This is a genomic window from Halomonas sp. Mc5H-6, from assembly GCF_024124705.1.
Classification (GTDB): Bacteria; Pseudomonadota; Gammaproteobacteria; order Pseudomonadales; family Halomonadaceae; genus Vreelandella; species Vreelandella subterranea.
Map to the genome: position 1 here is coordinate 91656 of NZ_JAMXSI010000011.1, position 23739 is coordinate 115394.

General features: G+C 51.2%; 27 protein-coding genes and 1 pseudogene. 7 read left to right on the forward strand and 21 right to left on the reverse strand.

The window, feature by feature from the left end:
• Positions 1 to 9 precede the first annotated feature (9 nt).
• Both NH395_RS14655 and NH395_RS14660 read right to left on the reverse strand, forming a co-directional pair.
• On the reverse strand, positions 10 to 996 hold the full coding sequence (locus tag NH395_RS14655; protein WP_253025891.1) for a hypothetical protein: 987 nt from the start codon (positions 994 to 996) through the stop codon (positions 10 to 12).
• Positions 990 to 1877 carry a DMT family transporter gene (locus tag NH395_RS14660; protein ID WP_253025893.1) on the reverse strand — a complete coding sequence of 296 codons (888 nt, stop codon included), beginning with the start codon at positions 1875 to 1877 and terminating at the stop codon, positions 990 to 992. The genes NH395_RS14655 and NH395_RS14660 overlap by 7 nt, the downstream gene beginning before the upstream one ends.
• A gap of 134 nt (positions 1878 to 2011) precedes the next feature.
• Here NH395_RS14660 and NH395_RS14665 point away from each other — a divergent pair, with 134 nt between their 5' ends.
• Positions 2012 to 2935: a LysR family transcriptional regulator gene (locus NH395_RS14665; protein WP_253025895.1), complete on the forward strand. Its 924-nt coding sequence runs from the start codon at positions 2012 to 2014 to the stop codon at positions 2933 to 2935.
• 737 nt (positions 2936 to 3672) lie between these two features.
• On the opposite strand, the gene NH395_RS14675 is transcribed toward NH395_RS14665, so the two are convergent.
• The 14 genes and pseudogenes from NH395_RS14675 to NH395_RS14740 all read right to left on the reverse strand — a co-directional run bounded on the left by NH395_RS14675 (position 3673) and on the right by NH395_RS14740 (position 13916).
• Positions 3673 to 4410, reverse strand: coding sequence for a hypothetical protein (locus NH395_RS14675; protein ID WP_253025897.1), 738 nt, complete (start codon positions 4408 to 4410; stop codon positions 3673 to 3675).
• Positions 4407 to 6050, reverse strand: coding sequence for an RNA-directed DNA polymerase (locus tag NH395_RS14680; RefSeq protein WP_253025899.1), 1644 nt, complete (start codon positions 6048 to 6050; stop codon positions 4407 to 4409). Before NH395_RS14680 ends, NH395_RS14675 begins: the two co-directional genes overlap by 4 nt.
• Before the next feature lie 501 nt (positions 6051 to 6551).
• Complete coding sequence (locus tag NH395_RS14685; RefSeq protein WP_253025901.1) at positions 6552 to 6821, reverse strand: DUF427 domain-containing protein; 270 nt, start codon at positions 6819 to 6821, stop codon at positions 6552 to 6554.
• A gap of 115 nt (positions 6822 to 6936) precedes the next feature.
• Positions 6937 to 7146: pseudogene (locus NH395_RS14690) on the reverse strand (alkylphosphonate utilization protein); the annotation flags it as partial.
• 415 nt (positions 7147 to 7561) lie between these two features.
• Positions 7562 to 7696 (reverse strand): zinc ribbon-containing protein, encoded by a 135-nt coding sequence (locus NH395_RS18495; RefSeq protein ID WP_253025903.1) that lies wholly within the window; start codon positions 7694 to 7696, stop codon positions 7562 to 7564.
• A 177-nt stretch (positions 7697 to 7873) separates the two neighbouring features.
• Positions 7874 to 8407 carry a hypothetical protein gene (locus tag NH395_RS14700; protein WP_253025905.1) on the reverse strand — a complete coding sequence of 178 codons (534 nt, stop codon included), beginning with the start codon at positions 8405 to 8407 and terminating at the stop codon, positions 7874 to 7876.
• An 83-nt stretch (positions 8408 to 8490) separates the two neighbouring features.
• Positions 8491 to 8970 (reverse strand): hypothetical protein, encoded by a 480-nt coding sequence (locus NH395_RS14705; RefSeq protein WP_253025907.1) that lies wholly within the window; start codon positions 8968 to 8970, stop codon positions 8491 to 8493.
• Positions 8971 to 9126: 156 nt separating this feature from the next.
• Complete coding sequence (locus tag NH395_RS14710) at positions 9127 to 9654, reverse strand: uracil-DNA glycosylase family protein (protein ID WP_366066001.1); 528 nt, start codon at positions 9652 to 9654, stop codon at positions 9127 to 9129.
• Between the two features lie 78 nt (positions 9655 to 9732).
• A complete protein-coding gene (locus tag NH395_RS14715) occupies positions 9733 to 10068 on the reverse strand; it encodes a hypothetical protein (protein WP_253025911.1) in 336 nt (111 codons plus the stop codon).
• 538 nt (positions 10069 to 10606) lie between these two features.
• A complete protein-coding gene (locus NH395_RS14720) occupies positions 10607 to 11251 on the reverse strand; it encodes a hypothetical protein (protein ID WP_253025913.1) in 645 nt (214 codons plus the stop codon).
• A gap of 105 nt (positions 11252 to 11356) precedes the next feature.
• Positions 11357 to 11779: a GIY-YIG nuclease family protein gene (locus tag NH395_RS14725; protein WP_253025915.1), complete on the reverse strand. Its 423-nt coding sequence runs from the start codon at positions 11777 to 11779 to the stop codon at positions 11357 to 11359.
• 215 nt (positions 11780 to 11994) lie between these two features.
• Complete coding sequence (locus tag NH395_RS14730) at positions 11995 to 12318, reverse strand: DUF427 domain-containing protein (protein WP_253025917.1); 324 nt, start codon at positions 12316 to 12318, stop codon at positions 11995 to 11997.
• A gap of 117 nt (positions 12319 to 12435) precedes the next feature.
• Positions 12436 to 12771 (reverse strand): zinc ribbon domain-containing protein YjdM, encoded by a 336-nt coding sequence (locus NH395_RS14735; protein WP_253025919.1) that lies wholly within the window; start codon positions 12769 to 12771, stop codon positions 12436 to 12438.
• A 95-nt stretch (positions 12772 to 12866) separates the two neighbouring features.
• Entirely contained in the window at positions 12867 to 13916 is a 1050-nt protein-coding gene (locus tag NH395_RS14740; RefSeq protein WP_253025921.1) for a DUF2235 domain-containing protein, read from the reverse strand.
• Between the two features lie 443 nt (positions 13917 to 14359).
• On the opposite strand from NH395_RS14740, the gene NH395_RS14745 reads away from it, so the two are divergent.
• The 6 genes from NH395_RS14745 (at position 14360) to NH395_RS14770 (ending at position 20639) form a co-directional block, all read left to right on the forward strand.
• On the forward strand, positions 14360 to 15097 hold the full coding sequence (locus tag NH395_RS14745; protein WP_253025923.1) for a FadR/GntR family transcriptional regulator: 738 nt from the start codon (positions 14360 to 14362) through the stop codon (positions 15095 to 15097).
• Positions 15098 to 15292: 195 nt separating this feature from the next.
• Positions 15293 to 16243, forward strand: a complete 951-nt coding sequence (locus NH395_RS14750; RefSeq protein WP_253025924.1) for a tripartite tricarboxylate transporter substrate binding protein — start codon at positions 15293 to 15295, stop codon at positions 16241 to 16243.
• A gap of 85 nt (positions 16244 to 16328) precedes the next feature.
• On the forward strand, positions 16329 to 17867 hold the full coding sequence (locus tag NH395_RS14755; protein WP_253025925.1) for a tripartite tricarboxylate transporter permease: 1539 nt from the start codon (positions 16329 to 16331) through the stop codon (positions 17865 to 17867).
• Complete coding sequence (locus tag NH395_RS14760) at positions 17864 to 18319, forward strand: tripartite tricarboxylate transporter TctB family protein (RefSeq protein WP_253025926.1); 456 nt, start codon at positions 17864 to 17866, stop codon at positions 18317 to 18319. Before NH395_RS14755 ends, NH395_RS14760 begins: the two co-directional genes overlap by 4 nt.
• Positions 18320 to 18331: 12 nt before the next feature.
• Positions 18332 to 19498, forward strand: coding sequence for a mandelate racemase/muconate lactonizing enzyme family protein (locus NH395_RS14765; protein WP_253025927.1), 1167 nt, complete (start codon positions 18332 to 18334; stop codon positions 19496 to 19498).
• A 79-nt stretch (positions 19499 to 19577) separates the two neighbouring features.
• A complete protein-coding gene (locus tag NH395_RS14770; RefSeq protein ID WP_253025928.1) occupies positions 19578 to 20639 on the forward strand; it encodes a tartrate dehydrogenase in 1062 nt (353 codons plus the stop codon).
• A 329-nt stretch (positions 20640 to 20968) separates the two neighbouring features.
• Here NH395_RS14770 and NH395_RS14775 read toward each other — a convergent pair whose 3' ends face one another.
• The 5 genes from NH395_RS14775 to NH395_RS14795 form a co-directional block, all read right to left on the reverse strand.
• Complete coding sequence (locus NH395_RS14775) at positions 20969 to 21520, reverse strand: GNAT family N-acetyltransferase (protein WP_253025929.1); 552 nt, start codon at positions 21518 to 21520, stop codon at positions 20969 to 20971.
• A gap of 227 nt (positions 21521 to 21747) precedes the next feature.
• Positions 21748 to 21888 carry a type II toxin-antitoxin system RelE/ParE family toxin gene (locus tag NH395_RS18500; protein WP_253025943.1) on the reverse strand — a complete coding sequence of 47 codons (141 nt, stop codon included), beginning with the start codon at positions 21886 to 21888 and terminating at the stop codon, positions 21748 to 21750.
• A 254-nt stretch (positions 21889 to 22142) separates the two neighbouring features.
• Entirely contained in the window at positions 22143 to 22403 is a 261-nt protein-coding gene (locus tag NH395_RS14785; RefSeq protein ID WP_253025930.1) for a GFA family protein, read from the reverse strand.
• A gap of 142 nt (positions 22404 to 22545) precedes the next feature.
• Positions 22546 to 22977 carry a GNAT family N-acetyltransferase gene (locus NH395_RS14790; RefSeq protein WP_253025931.1) on the reverse strand — a complete coding sequence of 144 codons (432 nt, stop codon included), beginning with the start codon at positions 22975 to 22977 and terminating at the stop codon, positions 22546 to 22548.
• An 87-nt stretch (positions 22978 to 23064) separates the two neighbouring features.
• Positions 23065 to 23670: a haloacid dehalogenase type II gene (locus NH395_RS14795; RefSeq protein ID WP_253025932.1), complete on the reverse strand. Its 606-nt coding sequence runs from the start codon at positions 23668 to 23670 to the stop codon at positions 23065 to 23067.
• Positions 23671 to 23739: the final 69 nt, after the last annotated feature.

The following is a 23739-nucleotide window of genomic DNA, read 5'->3' on the forward strand; positions in this document are numbered from 1 at the left end:
CCTCCTAGCCTAGTAGCGTTTCACTGAGTCGAGAACAGCGACCGTATGCCCAACTTGGACACCTGACTTCATCGCTTCCAAGGCTTCCCATGCAGTCATTTCATGACGTGAAATCGCATGTTCAATCGCACGTGCCTGCGCGCCAGCTGCCACGTCCTCTATCGACTCGAATGTGTCTTCGAGAATTTGTGCTGGATAGAATCGGAACGGGCCAAACCCCTCCTGTTCCCATTTAGCATAACCACCGATAACTTCCTCTGACTCTGATTGTTTCTTCCAGGTAAATGTAAGTATTTCGCTTAAATAACCACACTCTTCCCCAAGACGTTCAATGACCTCCAACGGTATCCGCCCACCGATTGAGGACAGTACATGCCCTCCATCTCGGAGCAATGGGTATGCCTGCTTTAGCGCCAGGTAGTGAAGCGTAACAAGGTAGCGGTGTATAAAATCTGGGATTTCTTCTGAGCGATCAGCTATAAATGTCGAGCTAGTCTGTCCATCTTTCAAACTGCCATCATTATAGATAGGAATATTAGGAAGATTTTCATATATCAGATCCAACACAAACTGCTCTTCCTCCAATGGGTATAGTAAATCGCCCACCCCTGCATAGACGGTCAGATCATCACCCTGATGTGTATTATGGACGATATTATGGCGAGCTAATGACACTACATCTTCATGTAAGTCAGTTATTATAATATTGCGTGCTTTTAGAATCTCAACAGCTGCGAGAGCATCAAGTCCAGCGCCAGTACCGATTGTACAGAAATCCCTCACCTCTATACCTGTTTGTGCAAGAGCTAAGAATGCCGGGGCAGTTACACTAGCCACCCAATCGCTTCTTGGATCGTCTGCTTTAGGTGAATAACTTCTATCTGACAAACTGATAACGGCTTTGTGTCGAATCCTTGATGTGTTGTTCAAACGGAAGAACTTCGCTGTATCTATTTGCATTTGATTATGAGGTATCACTTTATTGGTACTTAACATTTTTTTGCTCTCCAGCTTGCCTGGGTGGTCAGGAGCAGCCCGAATACAATCAACGCAGCCCCAATGAAATCCGCCATACGCAACGACTCCCCTAGTATTAGATAAGCGAGTAGTACGCCGAAGAACGGATTAAGAAGGTGATAGCTCGATGCCGTCGAGGCACCGCTGATGCGGATCAGTACTAGCCAGAGGCTCATTCCGCCGATCGTCACGACAAGTACAAGATGTGCAATCGCTATCATCGTGGCGGTAGAAGGCGCGGCTAGTGGCTGCCCAAATACCATGGCCATAGGAAGAAGCGCGACTGCGCCCGCTATGGATTGCCAGAAATTAGCCTGCAAGACGGGAAGGCCAGCTCCCTGGCCACGGAAGAAGACAGTGCCACTCGCAAAGGCGAGCATGCCCCCGGCAGCCATGAGGATTCCCCACACATCAACCGGCATTCCACTAGCAACGCCTGAGATGACCACCACTCCCACTAAACCCAGCGCCGCGCCGAGTAACTTCATTGGGGAAAGGGGTTCTACGCCCCACCATGCCGCTAGCAAACTGGTTGCCAACGGTGCGCAACTGACGATCACGATAACGACCTGGGGGCGAACCGTTTGCAAGGCGGCAAAACTCAGCCCCAAGTAAAGGGCGTTGTTAAGCACGCCGAGTAGCAATCCACGTTTGATAGCGATGCGATCCCCATGAGTTGATAACCGAAAGCCACCATAGCTAAGGCAAATGGGCAGCATCAGCAACGCACTCAATAAGAACCGGATGGTGAGCAGCGTAAAGGGATCAAAATCAGTCAGCGCAATGGCACCGGCAATGAATGCCGAACTCCAGACGATACTGAAAATGACCACCAATCCAGTTAATGCGAGATTGTTCATGCAGCCCCCTAAAATCTCCAGCTTGCTTTTCACCACAACCTTCAACCTGATGATGGATGGGAAGTAAGAACAGTGGAAATTAATTATTAGGCATGCATAATTATATAAACTGATATTAAGCACAGAGGTGAAGCGTGTTTAACTGCCAGCCATCCCCCTTAGGTGATAGACGAGTCACCCTGGAGCACCTACGCGCTTTTGTACTGTTGGCCGAAGGCAATGGTTTTCAGCAGGCGGGACTTCAGCTGTATCGTAGCCAGTCGGCGGTCACACAAAGTCTGAAGCGACTAGAGGAAATACTAGGTTGCAAATTACTTGAGCGTCGCCAAGGTCACATACTTGGCTTGACGGCAGACGGTGAGCGTTTTCTTCCCGCCGTCAATGAGATACTGGCCCGTACGTCTGAGGCGGTGAGTGCCATGCAACAACCCGAAATCGCCGGACGCTTGCTGATTGGTGTTCCCGATGATTTCAAGGTAGTGGATCTACACGGCGCTATTTCCCGGTGCGCCGAGCTAAACCGCAATCTGCGCCTGGAAGTTGTCTCTGCGCTCTCCTCGCAACTGCTCCACCAGCTCGATAACAGCGGCCTTGATCTCGCCATCTTTAAGTGTGTGGGCGGCTTCACGCCAAGCGACCAGCGCTGGCAGTGCAATTTGCTGCGGCGAGAACCTCTCCATTGGGTGGCTGCACAACGGCATGATTTTGACAGCATGTCTGATATACCGCTTGTTATCTTCCCTGATGGGTGTTGCTACCGTAACGCGGCGCTAACTGTCCTGGACCGGCACCATAAATACGGCTATAGCGCTTATACCAGCGCCTCCTATGAAAATGTTCGTACCGCTGTATCAGCAGGCCTGGGCATCGGTGTTCTTCCTGCCAGTGCGCTGGCTGAAGACCACATTATTCTAGGCAAACAGGAGGGATTTCCGGAGTTACCGAAGGTGGAACTCTTGATGGTTCAGGCATCACAAAAGCGTGCCACTCAGCAACTGGCGGACTTCCTTACGCTTTCGTCGGCAATGAAATCTCAACAGGTTAGTGAATATCGTTAATCTGGAATCTCAGACAGACTGAAAGCCTAGTTGTTGTGTTGGCGATATCGGCATTACTCTCACCGTGCCGGTTCCGTGCACACCGGGTAAATCATTACTCCGCGGCACATTCTCGACCAGCGACCCGGGAAACCCATCAGATGTGTAATGCCATACCGCCTACATGCGGCCGAGAACATATTGCCAATGACGGTACCAAATCCCAAGGCTCAGAGTTCTTACGCACCGCCCTACAACTACTGCCCACGCCCAACCGTCTCTTCCCAGTAAGTTGGTCTACACCGGCATCCCCCCGCACGCGTATGGCTCACGCTCATCGAAGCTAAACGCGGGATTTTGAATGATGCATCAACGAAGAAAGTGATGAGGGTGAGTAGGATGGGAAGGTTGTAATCAAAGCCGACATTACCGGCGCTGGTGGCGACAGCGACGGTTTTCGGCCAAGATCGGATGTTCAGATGATCTTGATATAACGCCCACCTCGCGCGTTGGTTTTGGTCCGCGACGCGGCGGAAATCCGTCGGCGGTCCGAGAACCCTTCAATAGTGTTGCACTTGGAAACCTGAATCCGAGGAATTTAGACCGCCATGTATATCTTAAGTTTCAATTGGACCCGCCTTTAGAATAGTATTGGCTCCATCATAGTGAGTATCTACGGCTTACATTAAGGCTAAACCTTAATTAGCTTCTAGCTGATAAAACCTTCGATGTTTCCCAGAATTTAAAAGCGAAGGAACTTACGCATCTGGCAGCTCAATAAAATTATTTTCAGTGACAAAAAGAAGAATTTGATGGTACAGATCAGAAGGTTGAAGTGCACTTATATCATCACAAATTCGCTCAACGTTTTCTTCGAAGACCATTCCCATTCTTGGATTATATAGCTCGACCTTGCTTATTACATAAGGTGACCTGCTATAATGGTTCAGAGAAAGATATACCAATAACTGCCTTATATCATTGACGCTAAAATTTCTAAATCCAGCTTTAACTTCAATCAAAGAATCGGCCAAAAGAATATCTCCTTCTGCGCTATTCAAGAACCCCATTCCTTCAAACCTTGGCGAAAAGGTTATGTTAGTCGCACCTGCTGGAAAATATTCAACCATATGAATAGCAATCGAACGAATATCATTTAGCTCGCCTTTTAAGAGAGGAAGGTTCATGGAGTTTCCATGACTAAATATTTTCAGCTCACTCTCGCAATCTTTTGCTAATTTATCAAAAGTGACATTGGAAAATATTGCCCCAGAACTAACCTCATCTTTCGATAACTCTCCAGTCTTTACTAGTCGGAAGATCTCGAATGCAATTGTATTACACAATGCGACATTTTCATTTCTCACTGGTCTTTCTGGTGCATAAAGTGATTCCACCATTGCTTCATTCACCAATCGTATATAGTTATTGGCATTTGGAAGTAACTGAGACCAAAATGAAGTAAACTTTTTAGAGAAGGTAGTTTCGGAAATCATAAAGCAGTCTCCAGATCTTTTTTACCCACTCGCTCAGCCGCCCAATCTCGGTAAAGAAGCTCTATTGAATTAAAGTTCCTCTTGTTATGTTCCCGCCAGTGTTTGCCTTCATCGCCTAAAAAATATGATGACAATATAAATGTTCGCCTTTGACGCGCATCCATTGTAGAAAATGTTTTCTTTATATCAGAAAGCCAGTAATGCGCTTTCCATTTAGTCATCACTTGAGTGACCAACTGACGGATAAGAACACTATCAGAGTGCTCGCGATAAAAAATAAGAAGAATTTCCTCATTCTCAGCGGAGTGCTCCTGAGCGAGCAACTTTATAAGGTAGGCAACATTAATATCTGTCTTTAAAATAAAAGACTTATCACTTACAAGCCCCCTTACTACTGAACGGACCTCTGATTTCGTGTCTTCACTCAGTCGGCTCCAGTTGGTTATAGCAACTTGCATTATAGTCGTATATATAGGATAAAGGTCATTAAAATTATTAGAAATTACTTGGAAAGCACTTGAAAGCTGTCTGTCATCTGTAGCCGCGAAGGCTTTGATCAACTGCCGACTGAAAGATTGATTTATCTTCGACTTTTGAAGCTCCGAAGTTAACATACCAAGAAGATCAAACCCAGCTAGTGATTGCTTGATTCCTTCATATTGCTCATCAGCATTCGGAGAATATGGGTCGTACCTTATTGGAAGACTCATAAATTTGGCTTTCATCGGGGATTTTTCGTCTTCGTCAACTCCTTTGAGTCTTGCCTTTGTAATGTTAACAAACTCATCCTTGGACATGATATTCGTTTTATGTTTCTGGAGTGTAAGTCCTTCATTCTCCATCAACTTGCGACTCAAAAAAGCGAGAGCTGAGTGTGCCTCTTCCTTCGATTTGCAAAAAATAACATAATCATCAACATATCGTTTGAACTCAATTCTATGGAGCTTCATTATTCTATCTACAGAATCAAGAATTAGTTCTGACAGAATCCTAGAAGCCGCGCCGCCGACGGGAAGACCATATGAGTTTGTGCCCGAAAAATACTGGACCAATGCTTTTATCTTAGAAGATATATTTTTTCCTGAGTCCAGCCTGTCTAAGGCATTCTCAAGGCGATGATGATAAATACGAGTATAAAAATCCGCGATATCACAAACAACAACATGTGATACTTCATCGTCTTTTTCGCACATATCTAGACTATCAGACTGAAACTTTCTCCAGCTGATATCTTCTGAGTAAAGAGAATGCTTATCAACATCTAAAGATATACGATAGGAATAAACGTATTCCGAAGGCAGCCTCTGCTCTTCAATTTTTTTAGCCAAACTTACAACCAATCCAAGAAAGTAAACATTCCAGATAGGATCAATTTGCGTTGCCCACCTAAAACCGTAATACCCAACCGTGGAACAACAATCAACATTTAACGGGGGGAATGAATTTAGTGAATTGCTAAAATTAGAGTGCACGTCTTTAAATAATTCTAGTATTTGGTTTTCACAGTCATCAAGCATCCTTGTTTCTAACGGAAACGGAAAGATATCCGTATCGCCAAACCTCACAATATTTCTAATGGCAAATCGAATAGAAGTCTCGAAATCACCTTGCTCGAGTTTATTTCTGTTAAGCTTATCCATAACTCTCCCCCTTAATAGCATAAAAATCTAAAAACTAGCCACCTAAAATTGATTTTTTCGAAAGCCAAAATCACGAATGAAGCTAAAAGTAAACACTACCTTCATTTTTATTAATTTTCGACGAAACATATCAAAACAGGTAGTAAACGAATCACAATGATACGTAATATACTTTTAGTTTGAGGGTATATTATCACCCGTCTGGCTTCATCAGAATGCTTATCTCCAGTGCGTGCTCCTATAAGATGACCATCATAATCAAGATACCAATCTATTAAACCATGGAGCTTTGAGCTTTATAACGCAAGTGTCATATCTTTGCGCATACCCGGGTTCATCAGCACCATACCGATGGTTTCTATTGGCTATAATCCCACCGGCTTAATACCAAGAGCATATTTACATAACGCTCTCATGAAGTTGATATCCGCTCAAAGTCGAAAGACGTCATTCATTTGCTCCCCCACCAAACGCTACTCTACCCGCTATCGTTTCCATCCCTTAGATCGGCTGCACGTAGCTCCAGGCAATGTCTTGTTTATCGCCCAGCGAGAAATACACAGTGTTGCCTTTAAACGGGCAGTGGGCCGTCGTTTCGAAAAGGGTCAGCAAATCCATCCGCACATCTTCACGTGGGAAATACTGCCGTGGCGGGTAGCCGGTTTCACGGAGTTCGAGGGCGTTGGTTGAGTCAGCAAGCAGCTTGCCATCCACATGCACCTGCACGCGCTGGTTAACGGGGTGAAGCTCGATGCGAGGGGCATGTGACATTAAGTTGTTCCCTGCGGCGATTTTCGCTCTAGTAAAATTAGCTTAGCAGTTAACTTATGTTAAACACACCCTCGCAGCTTAGCTTTTAGTCGGTAGCGGTTGGTGGGATGGGGATTCAGGCCTTCTTCACGAACTGTGCAGTGACCATCATGTCGCCTGCGCCGTCGACCTTGCAGTCCAACTGGTGGTCCTTGCCTTCTTTGAGCCGTTTAATCACGGCTTTTTTGCCAATCTTGAGCACGAGGGAGCTGCTTTTCACTTTGAGGTCTTTTTTCAGCGTAACTTTGTGGCCTTCTGCCAGCAGGGTGCCGTTGGCATCTTTGATCATCGGGTAATGCTGATCACTTGCCATCGGGCTTTAAGTGTTCGTTGATACTTCCCGCCTTTAACATCATTGAGTACGCGTCTGCGAGAAGCCAGAGAACACGCCCTTGTTCCAGATTGCCTCCATCGAAAGCCTCACGAAAAGCCTCACGAGTAGCCGTCGATAGTGCTTGCCACATGGATGAGTAGTCTTCTCGTGCGGCAGTATTCAGTGCCTCATCCCAGCGTGATGATTCGAAAGCTTCTCGTGTTATAAGTGTATTGGTCGGATAGCGTGTCAACTTGGTTTCGCCTTGCTTGAGGGTGCCTAACGCAAAGCTAACGTGCCAGGTGGAGCGAAGCGGAACCCGGTTATGTTGAGCGGCGTGTTAGAGATCCCCCAGCGTACTGGGGGATCTCTGTACCTGCCCATGGGATCACGGCGTGAACTCTGTGCCGTGACATCGTGGGCATGGCGGCAGCGTATCGGTCTCATCATCAAGCCGCACCGTTTCTCCGCACTTATCACAAGTGTAGATGCCCTTTCCGGGCTGTTCACCAGTGGTGGACATGGCATTCCCTCCTCGTCGATGGCCCAATTAGGACGAATGCAAGGTGGGCCAGACTTGCATCCGTGTCGCGCCCATGGCGTGTCGGCATTAGTTGCTCTCTAACGCCGCTCAGCACGCGCGGCTACGAAATGGAGGCCGAAGCCGCAATTGTAGTAGACGTCGCCGTGACTGGCCTTGTTAGGGCTTTCCGTATAGGTCATGCTTTGCCTCTAGCGGAGAAAACATCATCATTTTGGCGTCTTCACTGAATCCGTACTTTGCGATCCTTGCCTGGCCGGAGTGACTGTGTGCCGAGGCGTCGACCCAGTTTACCTCAACGTCAAACTCGAACTCATATACCGGTGGGACTGAACCTTCTCGTGGTTTGCCTTTGTTTACGAAATTACCCGTCGGCATCTCTTGAAAAATGACTCTGCACTCCATGGCTTTGCCAGCTGATAGCAACATTGAAGAGCCATCGGTAGTTTCTAGCCTTTGAGAAAAATATGTCCCACTATTGTAGTCGGCATGCTGAAAACGTCCTTGGACCGAGGTGATCAAGATATCGCGAGTGCCATTATTGACAAGAGCAAACATCGGATTCTTGAACTCACCTAACTTGTCGATTCGGACAAGGTGTAATCTATCGCTGACTCTCAGCTGAACCCAGTAGAAGGTGAATACACTGAGACCCAGCGCTATTGCAGACAGGGATATTGATACGTATTCCATTCGAAGTCCTAACGCTTGCAGCATGCGCGCCTACGGAATGGACCAAAGGCGCAATGTAGTAGGTGTCGCCGAGCCTGCACTGGTTATGCGAGGCCAGAGTCAGCCTGATAGTCCGGGAGGATTCTCCAATTATCCTCAAATTCCGCGACATCCTTGATGTTGAGAATCGCCTGCGGAGAAGCGCCGCCTCCAGGACGGCGATAGTCGTGCCTCTCCATAAAAGCTAAGTACCGGGCGACGATCTTCTCTTGTATGTCGCGTTCAGTGCAGATGAAAAATCTTGCTCCGCTGATTCCCGCATCGCCCAGCCGCACCAAAACCCAGACCAAATTCGGATGTTTAAGCGGTTTCAATGGACCAATTGTTTGACGATTATCTGCGCCGATATTGTGGTCGCACCACTTATCGATCGAGGACTGAACCAACGCACCCTTCGTACTCGCTTTAATCTGAACAGGAAATGACCTGAGAGATTCAGAGTGAACCGCTGTGACATCAAAGCCGGGAACGTTTCCAGAGTATGGAGAAGCGTAGTAGCCAAGCGTACCCAGTACTGCCGACACTAGGTGCTCCCCAACCTGTCCCGTTAATTTATTCGATACACCCGATGCCATACTCTCAACTATTCCTTAGCGCATAACGCTTGCAGTATGCGCGCCCACGGAATGAAGCCGAAGGCGCAATGTAGTGGGCGTCGCTGTGCCTGCACTTGTTAGCTTTCACCACGCCGAGTCCAAATCAGCATTTTTTACCCCTCCTGTGGGATGACGACGCACGTCTACATCAAAGGTGAGGTTAAGAACCTTGCGTAGATGCGTTATCACCTCCTTGGCGGCATCTCCAAAGCAAATAACACGATCGTATTTCTTTTCACGTAAGATTACCGCCAACCTGCCCGAGCAGGAACATACGGCCAATTGATGGGGCCTAGCATCCCTCTGATCGCTTTTGACACCGGGGTAACACTGAACAGCATTAACAATATCGAAGTCTTCTCGTCGCTTGTTCTTTCGTTTCCATGACTGAGCAATCCTGGCTCCGGCTGCGCCACCTTGTTTTTTCGTCGGTTGTAATGGAGCACCCACGCGCCATTCCTCGATTCCAGGGGCTTCCGCAACGATCAATATTCGTGAGTTGTGACATTCAAGCTCAACAGGCGGATCATCACGACGAGTCTGTCTCTCGGGCGAAAGGTGTTCTTGCCTAAGGTATGGGCATTTCAGACAATTTTCAGAATCGTAAGGCATAGGTTTTATCGCTAACGCCTAAGCTCAGTTGCCGTCCGAAGCGCAGCAGCGCTTTGGGCGGTCAACTGCAGTGATTTGTTAGTTTCTATCTGAATTGCGAAACGTCTCACACTGAGGTGGTTCAAGCTCAAACCAATCGAAAGCGAAGACGTCTTCGCGGTCGACGTTGACTTCTTCGAGCGTCGACAGACCCGAGCTTGGCATTCCGGTCTCGGCGTTGACTACCAACACTGTCAACGGCGGGTAATCGTTATCCTCGCAGAACCACATAATTGGCCCCAGGAACTGCGCCATAGTACCGGCGCCGCCAAATCCTAATATGTCGGCGACTTCGCCATAGGTGTATGACTTTCGTTCTCTCGCCGCACAAATAAGTAGTGACCAAATCTGACTTGATCGTTGATATCGGGTCATCGTCAATCCTATTTATTTACAGCTAACGCCGCTAAGCACGCGCGGTTGCGGAATGGAGGCGAAGCCGCAATGCAGTAACCGTCGCCGTGACTTGACTGTTATGTGGTTTGCCCCCGTTGACTTGATCTCGGGTCAACTGCAACGGAAGCAAACCATGTAAGAATCAGTTTTTGCAGCCGTTTTTGCCGCACGTGATCCTTTCATGCGATGAAACCCAGTGGCTGGAGTTGTCACGAGTATCGAAACCGCAACCAGTTTTACCGCCTTTGTTACCGCTGTGAACTTCACCTGTTGGTGTGTGCTTGACAGCCATCTTGAACCCTCCTCAAGGGTGCGAGCATTCCAGGATTACCCTGACCGATCAGTGTACAATTTATGTACACAAAACCAGCCTACACCCTGACCGATAACTGTTCAAGCATACAGCCTGTATAAATACACATAACGCCTTTCTAAGAGGCGTAAAATGCTTGGCTATAATGAGCGACGAAGGAGCGTAAGCCAAGCTTTTTACGTCCTTTTGAGCAACTTGTTAGGGCTACATACTCGGACCAAATGAGCGAGTAGGCGCCGGTGAAGGAGGCTCTGGTTTAATGTCTAAAGACTGAGACAAGACATCCACGTTGTCGAATGGAATCATATTTAAACATCCATCATCGGAAATGTTTAAAATAAATCCACCACACCCGTCAGTAGTTGATTTAGTTGCGGATGCTATAAAAGCTAAGTATTTAGTTAACTCATCATAGCTTAATCCGAAGTCATGTTCTCCACCTACAAGTGCAAGACAGAATTCATCCAAAGGGCAATAGCTGTCAATATCGTTATGAATAGTGCTGTAAGGTATAAACCCTAACCCACGCTCTAGCCCGAAGCCAAGAAAATGCGACTTGTTACTTAGAGCCAATACTTCTTCGTTTGCAGGCGAGTTTAAGCTTTCATTCAACAGCTTCTTGGCTTCTTTTTCGAGTTCCGTACTAACCTTATCAGGGTTTCTTTTAAATTCGAAAATGAAGCTCTTTCCTGACCAATTTATAAATAAATCATTCAGTTTTTGCTCATCAGGGGTTTGTTGTACAAGCTGAACAGACTTGTCTGATAAGCCTTTTTCCGTTTGTGCTGCTTGAAAACCAAGGGCAAAAATAAAATTCCCTAAATATACATTTTCGTATGGCTGTTTCACGATACCTCCAGTTATAGCCCTAACGCCGCTCAGCACGCGCGGCTACGAAATGGAGGCGAAGCCGCAATGGAGTAGGCGTCGCCGTGCCTGGCCTGGTTAGATCGGCTAAGTTCGATACACAGTGAAATTTTCCGTCAGAAGTCTGGTCTTTCCCGTCAATTTCATCGTTGTCTGATCAAATGGGAACGAGCTCACATACTCGGAGTTCTCTGGCGGCTTATGCTTAAAAATAAGCGCCGCTTCGCAACGATCACGATCGGAAGCACCGACACCTCCAAAATTAAAGCAGAGTTCCTCTCCAGACTTCAGATGTCGCTTCCAATCATTGTACCTCTCATGACCAGCAACTCGCGCATTAACATTTGCTGCCTCACCTATATATATCAGCTTGTTAATAGACACTGTCTTCTCAGACCTATTGTGCACACAACTATAGACGCAGTAGACCCCGGACTTAGCCGGCAAGCTGCCTTTGTTTTCGTCACGCCAATATCCATCAAAGTCCATGCTGTATGTTTGTGCTGCCATAGTTTTATCCTCCTCTCAGTATATCGATCTAACAGCCTATTAGACGGCGCGCTCTATGATTGATTGAACGTGCCAACACTTTTTCCCAACAAATGCAGCCTGTCAGGCTCTTCCAAGCCTATGATTCATTTGGCTATTAATTTCCATTAGGCTGTATATCCAAAATTCGCGCGCCTGCTGCATTTTCCAGCATATCTGCTTTGGGTCGAAAGACATCATTCGTTCACCTCCCCACCAAATGCAACTCTACCCGCTATCGCTTCCATCTCTTCAATCGGCTGCTCGTAGCTCCAGGCAATATCTTTATTGTCGCCCAGCGAGAAATACACCGTGTTGCCTTTAAACGGGCAGTGGGTCGTCGTTTCGGAAAGCGTCAGTAAATCCATCCGCACGTCTTCGCGCGGGAAATAATGCCGTGGCGGGTAGCCGGTTTCGCGGAGTTCGAGAGCTTGGGTGGAGTCGGCAAGCAGCTTGCCATCCACATGCACCTGCACGCGCTGGTTAACGGGGTGAAGCTCAATGCGTGGGGCATGTGACATTAAGTTGTTCCCTGCGGCGATTTTCGCTCTAGTAAAATTAGCCTAGCAGTTTACTTATGTTAAACACACCCTTGCAGCTTAGCTTTTAGTCGGTAGCGGATGGATTGGATGGAGGAGTTAGGCCTTCTTCACAAACTGAGCGGTGACCATCATGTCGCCCGCGCCGTCGACCTTGCAGTCCAGCTGGTGGTCCTTGCCTTCCTTGAGCCGTTTGATCACGGCTTTGGTGCCAATCTTGAGCACGATAGAGCTGCTTTTCACTTTGAGGTCTTTTATTAGCGTGACCTTGTCGCCTTCTGCCAGCAGGGTGCCGTTGGCATCCTTGACGGTGACCGCGTCTTCAGCGGCGGCCTCTTCGGGGTTCCATTCATGGGCGCACTCGGGGCAGATGAACAGGCTTTGGTCCTGGTAAACAAATTCAGACTGACAACGGGGGCAAGGCGGGCACGACATAGTAATGGCTTCTGTGGTTTGATTAGCGGCCTATGATACTGCGCCCTGGCGGCCTTGGCGAATGGAGCCACGCCGATCAAGGTTGCCTGCCCTGCCTATTGCTCCGGTGGGGACAGGTGGGCATCGGTCAAGGTGCGTGGGCGGTATTCACAGGTTGTATCGGCCCAGCGCTTCCAGACGCTGTCATCGATTGAGATATTGACCGCCGGTTTTCCTTGCATCCCTTGTGAATATTGTCGGTAGAATCGGCCGTCTTCTGCCTTTCCGATGCGTTTGAATTTGGCGTAAATCCCCCACAGAAATTCGGCGAAAGAATCTCTTGGTGCGGTCTTCCAGGCATCCTCGGCAACGTCGTATTGAGCCACTTTCAGACCCGCCATTTCCGCCTTGCCTAGCATCCAGCTCAGCGGTATGTCGGGCAGTGTGTCGTCAGCGCCATAGCCGCCGCCTACATTGGCGTGGGCGCCGATAAACCAGCGCTGCTCTACGTCACGGTTACCCGTTTTTTGCTTGCCATCCGTGCTGGTCCAGAGCGATGTGTTATAGGTCACTCTATGTTCATCCAGCGCCACCGCTTGGTAGGCATGATCGACAATGCTGGAAAGCTCTGTATCGTGCCAATCGTATTTGCTTTTAAACAGGGTGGTGCCGGGCACGCCCAGCGCGCCAACGGTATCCCATATGCCAATGAAATGAATCCTCGGCTGGCGGCTGTAGCGTTTCTTGAAATCCTTGCAAGCATCAGCATCCGGGTGCAGATTTTTGTCTCGATAAATGCTTTCGGCCTTGCCGAGCAAGCCTGGCGTGACCACGTGCACCAACCCGCATTTTCGTATCAGCCCCACCAGGCTTCTGGCCGTGTAGGCACCACGGCTGAACCCGAATATCCATATCTCATCGCCCTCCTGGTAACGCCTGCAAAGCCAGTCATAGCCTTTCCGTAAATGTTTGCTCAGCCCGAAACCGAAGGCACCGCCGCTGATGCGCCGAAACCTGGAGGTACCCACACCGGGGTCGTAATAGAACCGTTGCCTTACATCACCATCATAATCGTGGATGAGCCGTGTAAGACGATAAACATTCGTCTGGTCTTCTGGGTCGTTCCAGGTGCCATCAAAGAGCAGGATCAGTTTTTGTTTTGTCATGGTGTTCCCCATGATGATGCGCACTTGAACAGTGCTCATGACCGATGACGGAGGGGCAGCGGATGCGCTATATACCCCTGGGCATAGCGCATCCGATGGCCTCAACATTATGTAACTAACTGTAGTCGAAAATGCTTTCTGTCACCTGTTGATAGCCAATCCGCAAAAGCGCCCTCGATGCGGGCGCTCTTTCTATCTCGCTTTACATGGCATCCGCTCCCCATATTCCACTGATCGGCCGATGTCTCAGCGCTAAAGCCCATCGGGCTGGGCATCCATGCGTGGTTTTCAGGGAGACCGAACCCGCTATCGTTCGTTGCCGGGTTTTTCAGGTAACGATTGAACCGCGCTGAAGATGGAGGCCCAACACTTTGCTGTCGTATGCTGGTATTTAATAAACAGATTGAATAAACAGTGACGACCAACAGTTTTGGGGAAAGTGCATGCCTCCATCCATGGAAAAAGTCTCGCCAGCGCCCCCTTCCAGGGAGATGCCAGACGGCAAGGGCCAGAAGCTTAGCGACCGGGTTTACGGCGATATTGTAGACCGAATTATTCAGCGTGAATTCGGTGAGGGTGAGCGGCTTCCATCAGAGGAGCAACTGGCGTCCTATTACGGTGTGTCGCGTCCAATCGTGCGCGAAGCGTTGGCCAGGCTGCGCGATGATGAATTAATTCGCTCACAACGTGGGGCGGGAAGTTTCGTCCAGCGGCGACCCGAGCGTGCCATGCTTGAGTTCGCTCCGCTGGAAAGCCTGGCCGATATCCAACGCTGTTTTGAGTTCCGAGTCGCCGTGGAAACCGAGGCCGCACGACTCGCGGCCATCAAGGCAACAGACGAAGAACGTGTGGCACTGGCTCAAGCGCTGGCATTGCTTGAGCAACGTATCCGCGACAATGAGCTGGGCGTGGATGCTGATTTCAATTTTCATCTATCCATCGCTAACGCCACGCATAACCGGTTTTTCTCCGACACCCTGCTGTCGCTTAAGCCCGCCATCACGTATGGCCAAAACATGGCCCGCGGCCTGGGCTTGCGACGCCCAGAGCGTCATGTCCCCGAAGTACAAGTCGAACACCGTGATATCCACGACGCCATCCTTGCTGAAGACCCTGAGCGTGCCGCTTTTTGTATGCAGCATCACTTGAGCAGTTCGCGTCGGCGCGTCTTCGAAGGATAGGGATTTGACAACTTTTACAACTCGACTAGCTTGAACTGTAAGGTCGTTCACGCTGGCGAATGAGGGTGTGTAACGACCCCGTAGGACGCAGGCCGAGAAATATAAAAACAAACACCACGGTCCTGATTCGCGTCACTGCCCATAACGACGAAGAAACGTAGATAAAATAATACAACTACTTCGGAGCACCACTTTATGACATTTACCTACAAGACGCTCGCGATGTCCGTAACGGCAATCGCCACCATGGGCCTTGCCGGAATGGCCCAGGCTGAGTACCCGGAAGAAGACATCACCTACATCATTCCCTTCGATCCAGGCGGTGAATCCGATGTGACGGCGCGTTTCCAGGAGCCGATCCTGGAAGAGGAGCTTGGCGTGTCGGTCAACGTGACTCACCGGCCGGGTGGCGGGGGTGCCGTGGCTTGGAGCGAATTCCAGAACAGCGCTGAGCCTGACGGCTACGAGATCATCGGGGTCAATATTCCGCATATCATCGGCCAGCCGATCCAGCGCAATAACGCCGGTTACGAGACCGACGACTGGAGAATCGTCACCTTCTTCCACTCAACTCCCAATGCGCTGATCGTCTCCGACGATAGCCCTTACGACACGCTGGAAGATCTCGTCGAGGACGCCAAGGAGAACCCAGAGGCGATTACCTTGGGCGGCAGTGGTACCTATAGCGCTAATCACCTGGACATGCTGCGCTTCGAGAAAGCAGCCGATATCGATCTGACCTACATTCCCTTCTCGGGGACCGGGCCATTGAAGGGGGCGCTGGAAGGTGGCCATGTCGCTGGCATCTTTAACTACACCATGCTGGGCACCGAGATGGCCGATAGCGTCAAGGTTCTGGCAGTGGCCGCCGAAGAGCGCGTCAAGGCGCTGCCTGATGCCCCCACCTTCAAGGAGCAGGGCTACGACATCGTGGGCGGTGCTTATCGCGGCGTTGCGGTGCCCAAGGACACCCCTGACGAGGTGGTTGCAACCCTCGAAGAAGCCTTCGCAGAGGCCAACCGTCAGATCACCGAAAAACAGGAGCCGCTGGGCTTTGTGATGGAATACATCACCGGTGATGAAGTTGATGAGGTCATGGCCATGCTGCGTGAGGCCTACGGCCCCATCCTCGAAGAGGCCGAGTAACACCTTTCCCTCCGTGGGGCTCCTGAGTGGGCCCCTTTTTCTTGAACCATGATGGCCACACGCGTGGCCACTGGGAGGGTGACTCATGGAGATGTTACTGGAGGCGCTGACCTCCCTCCTTACCTTTGAAAGTATCTTCACAGTACTGCTGGGCGTCTCAGCGGGACTCTTCATTGGGTCCATGCCAGGACTGACGGCCACGATGGCGCTTGCCATGCTCCTCCCCTTCACGTTCTCAATGGAAGCTCTGCAGGGGTTGATCGCGCTGGGGGCGGTCTACATGGGGTCTATCTATGGCGGTGCTTTTACGGCCATCCTGATCAATACGCCCGGTACCCCATCGTCAATTGCCACCACGTTTGACGGCTACCCGATGGCACGTCAGGGCAGAGCCTATGAGGCCCTGGCGGCAGCGACCATTGCTTCAGTGGTGGGCGGCATCATCGGGGTCATCTTTCTATTGATTCTCGCGCCGCCGCTTGCCCGGCTGGCGGTTGCTTTCGGCCCCTCAGAAATGTTCTGGGTGGCGATGTTAGGGCTGACGCTGGTGGCCAGTCTGTCCAGCGACTCGCTCTTGAAAGGGTTATTGGCGGGTTGTATTGGCATTCTGCTTAGCACGATCGGGGTGTCGCCCGTCGGAGGAGAGAGCCGTTTCACCTTTGGCTATCCGCCGTTACAAGGCGGCATCGAGCTGATCGTCGCATTGATCGGGCTGTTCGTGGTCCCCGAACTGTTGACCATGGCGGCTGAGGGGCGCGGGGCATTGCCCGGTGGTGGCGAGCTGCGCAAGAAGGAGGTTTCCATCGCCAGGATCGCGCGGCATATCTTCATCAAGCCCGTCAACCTGATCCGCTCCTGCCTGATCGGGCAGATTATCGCGATCATTCCGGGGGCCGGAGGAAACGTCACCAGCCTGGTGGCCTACAACGAGGCACGGCGTTTCTCCAAGGATCCCAAGAGTTTCGGCAAGGGCAACATCGATGGCGTGGTGGCCTCGGAGTCGAGCAACAACGTGATGGTAGCTGGCAGCATGGTGCCGCTGCTGACGTTGGGCATTCCCGGAGCGCCTCCCGATGCCATCATTCTCGGGGTGTTGCTGATGCATGGCCTGCGACCGGGCCTCGACCTGTTCACCGAGTCTGGGGTGTTGACCAACGGCTTCATTCTCTCCATGGGGTTATCGGCGCTGATGCTGTTGCCGGTGGGACTGCTGGGCGGGCGCCTGATCCATCGTGTGGTCATTCGCACGCCTTATTATTTCCTGGTGCCGAGCATCGCCATGGTGACCATCCTTGGGACATTTGCATTGCGCAATAGCATGCTGGATGTAGGCATCATGCTCATCCTGGGCACGGCTGGCTACTTCTTGCGGCTGATCGGCATCCAGGCGGCCCCCATCGTGCTTGGCCTGATCCTGGGTGGCATTGCCGAACAGGGCTATGTGCAGACGTTGATGGCGGCGGTCGTCGACCCGATTCCCTGGCTGCGGCTGGTGAGCAATCCGCTTTCCATGGTGTTGGCCGGTATGGTGCTGCTGGGCGCAGCCACGGCACTGGTGCCCATATGGCTGGCCCGCAAGGGGCTTCTGGACAAGGTCGAAGAGGATAACGGAGGCTCGTCATGATCGTGCGCCTCAATACCGATATCGCCGCAGGTGCCCTCGGCCTGATTTTCGGTGCCGCGCTATGGTTCCCGCGGGCGGATATCGGCAGGCTGAGCATCATTTTTCCGCGTGCCGTCCTGCTAATCCTCACTCTCATTTCGGTCGCCCTGATCGTCAAGGGCTTCGTCAAGCCGAGTGGCCGCCAAGTCGAGATCACCGGCAGCCCACTGCGCCTGGTCACTGTGATCATCGGCTTCTTTCTATGGTGGGGCCTGGTCGACCTGCTGGGGTTTCTACTTACGACGCTGATCGCCTTCTTCGCGCTTACCTGGTACCTCGCCAGGGTCGAGACGGTGGTTAGCTGGCAGCGAATGCTGAAGTGGAGCCCCATCATTGTGGTGCTAGTCGGCGTCTTTTACCTGACCTTCACGGAGGTGCTCAATGTGCGCCTGCCGACGGGTCTTTTCTTTTAGTAGGAGTGATGCATGAAAATCACCGATATTCGTGAGGCGCGGGTATCAATCGCCTCGGACATTGCCAACGCCTATATCTCCTTCGCGAAGATGGATGTATCGGTCCTGGCGATCTATACCGATGTCTGGGTCGATGGCCGTCAGGTAGTGGGCTACGGTTTCAATTCCAATGGCCGCTATGCGCAGAGTGGCCTGTTGCGCGAGCGCTTTCTGCCTCGCCTTCGTGAAGCCGATCCCACGGCCCTGGTCGATGACAGCGGGGCCAATCTCGACCCCTTCCGGGTCTGGGACGTGTTGATGGCCAACGAGAAACCCGGTGGGCACGGTGAGCGTTCGGTGGCAGTGGGCATCATCGACATGGCGGTGTGGGACATCGTTGCCAAGACGGAGAACAAGTCCCTGGCACAGCTACTGGCCGAGCGTCATGGCGATGGTAAAGCCGATGCGAAAGTATCGGTCTATGCGGCAGGCGGTTACTACTATCCCGGTAAGCATGTCAGTGCCCTTAAAGACGAGATGCGTGATTATCTCGACCTTGGCTATACCTGCACCAAGATGAAGATCGGCGGGGTGCCCTTGGCCGAAGACCTCGAACGGGTCGAGGCGGCAATCGACGTCGTCGGTGACGCTTCACGCCTTGCCGTTGATGCCAATGGCCGCTTCGATCTCAGGACCGCGCTGGCCTTCGCGGAGGGCCTGGCCCCCTATGGGGTTCGTTGGTACGAGGAGGCGGGAGATCCCCTCGACTACGCCTTGCAGCAGCAACTGGGTGAGCACTATGCGCCCCCCATGGCCACCGGCGAGAACTTATTTTCTCATCAGGATGCTCGCAACTTGCTGCGTTATGGCGGTATGCGCGCCGACCGAGACATTCTGCAGATGGATCCGGCGCTCAGCTACGGTTTGGTTGAATATCTGCGCATATTAGAAGTACTAAAACAGCATGGCTGGTCACCGAGACAATGCATTCCTCATGGTGGTCATCAGTTTGCCTTGAATATTGCCGCTGGCTTGAAACTTGGAGGAAACGAATCTTATCCGAGGGTTTTTGCGCCATTTGGAGGCTTCGCTGACTCGACGCCTATTGAGGCAGGGAGCGTTGCAATTCCTGTGATGCCCGGTATTGGTTTCGAGGACAAACGAGAACTCATGAAAGTCTTCCATAAGCATCTCCACTGAACGTTGCGATGATCGACCTAGACGCTCGACCACAACAATTTACAACAACGTTGTCTATAAACAAGCAGGAGCTTCAGATATGCGCAGTCATCGTGTAGCCGTTATTCCAGGTGATGGAATAGGACTTGAGGTCATTGAGGCAGGCAAGCAGGTACTGGAAACGTTGTCGCACAAAAGCGCCGATTTTCAGTTTGAATTCGAAGATTTCGATTGGAGTTCTAAGCGCTACCTCGAGACGGGCGAATACATCCCGGAAGGCGGACTGGAAAAGCTTTCGACATTTGATGCTATCTACTTCGGTGCGGTAGGCAGCCAGGAGGTTCCCGACCATATATCGCTTTGGGACCTTCGGCTCGCTATCTGCCAGGGCTTTGACCAATATGCCAATGTACGCCCTGCCCGTGTGCTCCCTGGCGTGAATAGCCGCTTAAAAGGTGCTGAAACAATCGATTGGGTGATCGTTCGCGAAAATAGCGAAGGTGAATATGCGGGCAACGGTGGCCGTACGCATCGCGGGCATCTCGAGGAGGTCGGCACGGAGGTGGCGATATTTACTCGGAAAGGGATAGAACGCATTCACCGTTTCGCTTTTCAACTCGCCCAAAGCCGCCCGCGGAAAAAACTCACATTGGTCACCAAGTCGAACGCCCAGCGATACGGCATGGTGCTGTGGGATGAAGTGTTTTTCGAGGTTGCGAAAGAGTTTCCTGACGTGACGATTGATAGGGAACTTGTCGATGCAGCCACTACCCGTATGGTACTAAAACCCGAGACCATGGATGTTATTGTGGCGACTAACCTCCATGCCGATATCTTGTCGGACCTGGCCGCCGCTCTTTCAGGCAGCTTGGGCATTGCCCCCACTGCCAACCTTAATCCTGAGAGAGCGTTTCCCTCCATGTTTGAGCCGATTCATGGGTCAGCATTTGATATTGCTGGCCAAGGTATTGCCAACCCAGTGGGTGCCTTCTGGACGGCTGCCATGATGCTCGAACACTTAGGGGAGGCGACTGCCGCTGGGCGACTTATGGCGGCAATCGAGCGACTGACTGCCTCAGGTCTACAAACAATGGATCTTGGAGGTACTGCGACCACGCAGGATATGACCCGAGCCATCTGTTCCGACATCGAACAGCAATAAGTATATCGCCGTTGCTTCAAGAATGGCGTTCTTGAAGCAACTTAACGAAAATTCGTGAGTCCTGCTTAACAGTGCCTCTTATACTTCATTTTTATCGACGACATACAGCACCTTAGATCGCATGACGGATTCAAAGAAGCAAAAGTGACCTTCCATCTGTCTTACCCTGGCAAGGTGAAGCGGAAGACATTTTTTCTTACGAAAAAACAGTATTCAGCTCTGATGGGAATGGTTGCATCTGTCAGGTAAATATCCCCGACATAGACAGGAATCGGCCAGGAGCGGACCCTGGCGGGAGTTCTGATTAACGCATCGCTCAGCCGCCGCTTTCAGCGGTTGGCGGGAGCGCTTTGTTCGGTACTGGCTTGGTGCTCAAGACGCTTACCCAGGATGCAAAGGTTATACTCTTTGCCATCCATCTGCGCGACATTCGGAAGCCGCCCCCACTCTTGATACCCGAATGCCTGCAGCAGTCGAATGCTCGGTGAATTGTGAGCGAAGACATAACCGACCAGAATCTGTATGCCCAGCCGAGGCGCCAACTCTTCCGCTGCCTGCAACATCTTCTTACCCATAAGCCTGCCCTGGTGCTCTGGCGCGACGTAGATGCTTAGTTCTGTCGTATGTTGGTATGCCGGCCTGCCGTAAAAGTCTTCGAAACTGATCCACGCCACAACCTCGTCGCCTTGCTCGTAAACGAGAAGAGGCCTACGGTCTGGATTGTGTTTGCGAAACCACTCAAGGCGCGAATTTATGGTGACTGTTTCGGTATCAGCCGTCGAACGCCGAGTCGGAATTGCGGCGTTATAAATTTCGACGATTCTCGGTAGATCCTGCTCCACAGCAGTCCTTATACCCACCTTAACTCCCTCCTTCCACATGGCCTTGAAAACTGCACTATTTGATACACAAAACGCCCGCCATTACCGGTGGCAAAATCAGAGGAAAGCGGAGGTTTTGGCATCCGGTGCATGGCCTGGTTATGCAGCATGTAGCGGCTTGATTCGATCCACTTCTTACTTGACCGACTGAGCTGCCTTCCAAAGATCAACAGATCGCTGCGCATTCAGCCAACCCCGAAACGGTAAGGCCATAGTCATCACCCCACTCAGTGGGAGTCACACACTTCGACTCCATAAGCATCGCCGTCTTCAAAACAAAAACAGATACGCCACTGATCATTGATTGAAATTGCGTGCTGCCGCTGCCTGTTTCCGGACACTGGGTGAAGGCGATTGCCGGGCGGCACTTTCAAATCCTCACGCTGTACGGCCAGATCGATCCACGTATTCAAGTTTATCTAGCAGCTCTAGGTGCAACATCCGCAGGAAATTTCTTTGATTTGCCCTTGGAGAGTTCTTGGGTTCGTTTGTCAGCGAAGGGGTTGATAATGAGAAAAACGTATTGCGTCACGGGACACTTGTCAACATAGCCTGAAAATGACGGCATAAACGGCGTTCGATGGAGGCCCATCGGACCACCGTCACGAATTTAATGCACTGCTTATTTGATGGCGGTCCACGTTGGCAGCCCCTCAAACTTTGGCACTTCCCCTAACCGCTCATCCCAAACAGCCTTGCCGGATGAGAAGATATGCGCCGTAGGCAGCATCGTTATCTTAGAGTCCAGACATCCTACCGGAACAACAAGCAAACCCGCGACCTGGGTATTTGGCAATGCTGAACCACACAACTTACAAAAGCTCTTGTTATGACGAGTACCTGGAAGCGTAAAGGATCGCGCGCTTGCGGCATTTCCCAGCACTGCCGCTCAGTGTCAAAGACGTCATGCGCGCGCTCCCCGGCCGAACGCCACCCTATCCGCCATCGTCTCAATCGGCTTCACCACTTAGCTCCAGGCAATGTCCTGGTTTTCGCCCAGCGAGAAATACGAGGTGTAACAACGGCTAAACGTTCGGGTTATCCCCATTCACAAACGAATACAGCTTAATATCGGATCGACACATCCAGCCCTGGCTGACCCAGAATTGTTTGGCCGCTTCGTTCTCAGGGAGGATCATCAGGTGCGATTTCAGAATGCCCTCATGCTTGAGCGCTTCCAGGCAAAGGCTGACCAGCTGTGTCGCGATGCCATTGCGGCGGTGAGAATTCGCCACCGATAAGTGCTGTACATAGCCGCGCTTGCCGTCGTGGCCCGCCATGATCGTCCCCACCAGTTGCCCTTCTTCTTCCGCCACAAAGCTCAGGCCGGGGTTGCGCCGTAGGTACTTTTCGATGCCTTCTCGGGAATCGGCATCGCGCAGCCGCACGCCCTCGCTTTCGCTCCATAGCGCGATGGTGGCGTCATAGTCGTCGATGGTCATGGGGCGGTAGTGCATTAAAGCTGTTCCATCTTGTTGGCTAAGTTTTGGTTCACCGTCGGGGAAGGGATCTGTTGTTGAAAACACTGCGGGCGCACGAAATGGCTAGTGTGCTTTTAGCTGCTCACTCAACGCGACGAGATCTTCAGCCACCACATCCCATGCTTCCTCGGCTTCTAAGTCATTGCGCTGTTGCGGGCCATATTCTGTACGCCGGGGTATAAACGCCGTTTTCATCCCCAATGCACGGGCAGCACGCAGGTCAGAATTATGCGCCGCGCATAGCATCACTTCTTCAGGCGGTAGGCGTAGCAGGTGGCAAGCCCCTAAATAGACTTCCGGATCAGGCTTGTAGTGCTGGAATAATTCGGCGGAAAACACCATGTCCCACGGCAGTTCAGCATAACGGGCGACATCCACCATCAGTGAGATATTACCGTTGGTCAGCGTTGCGATGATGTATTGCTCTTTTAAGCGCTGAAGGCCACGTTGCACGTCCGGCCATGGGTCTAACTGGTGCCAAAAGTGATTGACGCGATCAATGGTCGCCTCGTCTAGCGTAATCCCGTGTTGATTGAGTAGTTTGACCAGGCTTTCCCGATGCAGATCATCTAATACCGTCCAGGGGATTTCGCCTTGACGTACCCTGTCCAGAGTTATTGTCAAATCTGGTGTATGACCATCAGGCGGCGTCTCTGCCAGTTTGATCATCCACCTGCTCTCCATCCCGAAACTGGACGTTGTCCACGACCAGCTTCAGTTGGTCGAACCCCTTGATCC

Bases quoted from the DNA above. Each gene is read 5' to 3' on its own strand.
- NH395_RS14735 (WP_253025919.1), bottom strand. From the start codon at position 12,771: ATGTCGTGCCCGCCTTGCCCCCGTTGTCAGTCTGAATTTGTTTACCAG.
- NH395_RS14765 (WP_253025927.1), top strand. From the start codon at position 18,332: ATGAAAATCACCGATATTCGTGAGGCGCGGGTATCAATCGCCTCGGAC.
- NH395_RS14795 (WP_253025932.1), bottom strand. From the start codon at position 23,670: ATGATCAAACTGGCAGAGACGCCGCCTGATGGTCATACACCAGATTTG.
- NH395_RS14740 (WP_253025921.1), bottom strand. From the start codon at position 13,916: ATGACAAAACAAAAACTGATCCTGCTCTTTGATGGCACCTGGAACGAC.
- NH395_RS14725 (WP_253025915.1), bottom strand. From the start codon at position 11,779: ATGGCAGCACAAACATACAGCATGGACTTTGATGGATATTGGCGTGAC.
- NH395_RS14655 (WP_253025891.1), bottom strand. From the start codon at position 996: ATGTTAAGTACCAATAAAGTGATACCTCATAATCAAATGCAAATAGAT.
- NH395_RS14700 (WP_253025905.1), bottom strand. From the start codon at position 8,407: ATGGAATACGTATCAATATCCCTGTCTGCAATAGCGCTGGGTCTCAGT.
- NH395_RS14755 (WP_253025925.1), top strand. From the start codon at position 16,329: ATGGAGATGTTACTGGAGGCGCTGACCTCCCTCCTTACCTTTGAAAGT.
- NH395_RS14710 (WP_366066001.1), bottom strand. From the start codon at position 9,654: ATGCCTTACGATTCTGAAAATTGTCTGAAATGCCCATACCTTAGGCAA.
- NH395_RS14680 (WP_253025899.1), bottom strand. From the start codon at position 6,050: ATGGATAAGCTTAACAGAAATAAACTCGAGCAAGGTGATTTCGAGACT.
- NH395_RS14775 (WP_253025929.1), bottom strand. From the start codon at position 21,520: ATGTGGAAGGAGGGAGTTAAGGTGGGTATAAGGACTGCTGTGGAGCAG.
- NH395_RS14760 (WP_253025926.1), top strand. From the start codon at position 17,864: ATGATCGTGCGCCTCAATACCGATATCGCCGCAGGTGCCCTCGGCCTG.
- NH395_RS14730 (WP_253025917.1), bottom strand. From the start codon at position 12,318: ATGTCACATGCCCCACGCATTGAGCTTCACCCCGTTAACCAGCGCGTG.
- NH395_RS14685 (WP_253025901.1), bottom strand. From the start codon at position 6,821: ATGTCACATGCCCCTCGCATCGAGCTTCACCCCGTTAACCAGCGCGTG.
- NH395_RS14790 (WP_253025931.1), bottom strand. From the start codon at position 22,977: ATGCACTACCGCCCCATGACCATCGACGACTATGACGCCACCATCGCG.
- NH395_RS14770 (WP_253025928.1), top strand. From the start codon at position 19,578: ATGCGCAGTCATCGTGTAGCCGTTATTCCAGGTGATGGAATAGGACTT.
- NH395_RS18495 (WP_253025903.1), bottom strand. From the start codon at position 7,696: ATGTCCACCACTGGTGAACAGCCCGGAAAGGGCATCTACACTTGTGAT.
- NH395_RS14675 (WP_253025897.1), bottom strand. From the start codon at position 4,410: ATGATTTCCGAAACTACCTTCTCTAAAAAGTTTACTTCATTTTGGTCT.
- NH395_RS14660 (WP_253025893.1), bottom strand. From the start codon at position 1,877: ATGAACAATCTCGCATTAACTGGATTGGTGGTCATTTTCAGTATCGTC.
- NH395_RS14745 (WP_253025923.1), top strand. From the start codon at position 14,360: ATGCCTCCATCCATGGAAAAAGTCTCGCCAGCGCCCCCTTCCAGGGAG.
- NH395_RS14750 (WP_253025924.1), top strand. From the start codon at position 15,293: ATGACATTTACCTACAAGACGCTCGCGATGTCCGTAACGGCAATCGCC.
- NH395_RS14715 (WP_253025911.1), bottom strand. From the start codon at position 10,068: ATGACCCGATATCAACGATCAAGTCAGATTTGGTCACTACTTATTTGT.